Here is a 1,781-nt window from a genome sequence, read left to right on the forward strand (position 1 = left end):
GTCAAGTCTTAATGCAACAGTTTAAAATTTTTCTTTGAAATAACCTCTTTAAAGCTGATTATAGCAAGGTTTTTAAGTTTTTTAATAATTTGTGTTCACTAAAAAAACTTGCCTATTTTTATCATAGCCAAGGATCCAATTTATGGATTCTTTTTTTATGTGATTCCTGTTATTTGAAGGCGTTGATAACTGAGATGGCGTTTAAAGGCACTCAGACGCGTTTTAAAGCCGTGTAAAGCCATAGGACGTGTATTGATACTCATGACAACTTTTCGAAGCTTTGCGAGGCTTATATGAGCGAAATCTGTTTTCTTTGGAAAGTATTCCCGCAAAGTACGGTTGAAATTCTCGTTGGAACCGCGTTCGTGTGGTGAATACGCATGGGCATAGTAATATTTGATGTTGTTTTTTTGAAAAACCCGTTGGGTCATGGTTGCTAAAAACTCAGTACCACGATCACAAGTAATCGATTTAACAGAACCTTGATATTTCTTCAAAAAACCTTCAATCGCTTCACTTATTGAATAAGCGTACTTATTCTTTACAAGCACCACTTCGGCATATCTCGTTTTTCTTTCGACAAAAGTTAATAACAAATGACTGGATTGCATGGACTCCACACCGTCTAGTTCCCAATGTCCGAAAACTTCACGGCGTTCGATTGCCAATGGTCGTCTTTCAATCGTATGTTGTTGGATGACAGCTCGTTTATCAGAATTTGACTGATGAAGGCTCCTCATTATTTTTTGACTTAAAGCACGCTTATACCGTTTACCTTTTAGTCGTAAACTTTTATTTGAGAGACCCTCAATTTTATTTTGGTTAATCCAGTTGTATATGCAACGGGCTGATACGCCAAAATTATGACTACCGTAAACAATCTGTTCTGGTGACCATTTATCTTCCAAAATTCTTTTTTTAATGATGCTTGCACGATGATTGGATAATTTACGTGGACGCAACCTTATTTTTGAGTGTTTGTTGTATTCAGCAAGTTGATGCGCTGAGAGCGCTCGATACATTTTTTTAGCACGGTTTGCTGGCAAACGTATCCCCATTCGTTGATGCTTGGTGGCACGTTGTATTTCTCTGGTAATAGTGGAACGAGCAAAACCTAGACGAGTGGCAATTTGTGATAGAGAATAACCTTCTCCAATCCAGGTTTCTAATTTGACACGATCTTCTAAAGTTAAGTGACGGCAATCCATTGTAAATACCTCTTAATATAAGACGAATACTTTGATTAATTTACATCGTGATAAAAATAAACAACTACCTAATATTATTACAGATTAAGAACTGATTGTATTAAACATATATTTATAAATATAATTGCATTTATACATATGATTGGATATAATAATAGAGTAAAATAAAAAAAATTAAAAGGAGAAAAATGATGGAAACTGAAGGGCCGTTATCAGAAAGAAATCACCAAAAACAATCAGCAGAAGATGAAAAGCAGCGTCCTACCCCTTCTGCAACACCGCGCGTAAAACGAGAGAATAAAAAGCAATATGTCATCATGATGAAGCCATCAATTCATGATGAAGCAATGCTCAATGCAGCCGATCAAGGGTTAAGCTTTTCTGCTTTATTGGAACAACTTCTAAAAGATTATTTAAAAAAGTAATTATATTTATAGGTGGTACTTGGGGAGATAAAACATGCAAAAATATTATCCATACACAGAAACTAGCACAGGTGGTGCCATCTTTGGCTTTTTGTTTGTTGCCATGTATTTTGTCTTCTGGTTTGGGACGATTTATCTAGCTTGGCGT

General features: G+C 35.7%; 2 protein-coding genes. One reads left to right on the forward strand and one right to left on the reverse strand.

The features are described 5' to 3' along the window. Positions 1–155: 155 nt before the first annotated feature. A complete protein-coding gene (locus FEFB_RS07985; RefSeq protein ID WP_047975721.1) occupies positions 156–1,208 on the reverse strand; it encodes an IS30 family transposase in 1,053 nt (350 codons plus the stop codon). Between the two features lie 191 nt (positions 1,209–1,399). Here FEFB_RS07985 and FEFB_RS07990 point away from each other — a divergent pair, with 191 nt between their 5' ends. Next, positions 1,400–1,633 (forward strand): hypothetical protein, encoded by a 234-nt coding sequence (locus FEFB_RS07990; RefSeq protein WP_047975722.1) that lies wholly within the window; start codon positions 1,400–1,402, stop codon positions 1,631–1,633. The last annotated feature ends 148 nt before the right edge of the window (positions 1,634–1,781 follow it).

This window comes from Fructobacillus sp. EFB-N1 (genome assembly GCF_001038455.1).
Lineage (GTDB): Bacteria > Bacillota > Bacilli > Lactobacillales > Lactobacillaceae > Fructobacillus > Fructobacillus cardui.

Bases quoted from the DNA above. Each gene is read 5' to 3' on its own strand.
- FEFB_RS07985 (WP_047975721.1), bottom strand. From the start codon at position 1,208: ATGGATTGCCGTCACTTAACTTTAGAAGATCGTGTCAAATTAGAAACC.
- FEFB_RS07990 (WP_047975722.1), top strand. From the start codon at position 1,400: ATGGAAACTGAAGGGCCGTTATCAGAAAGAAATCACCAAAAACAATCA.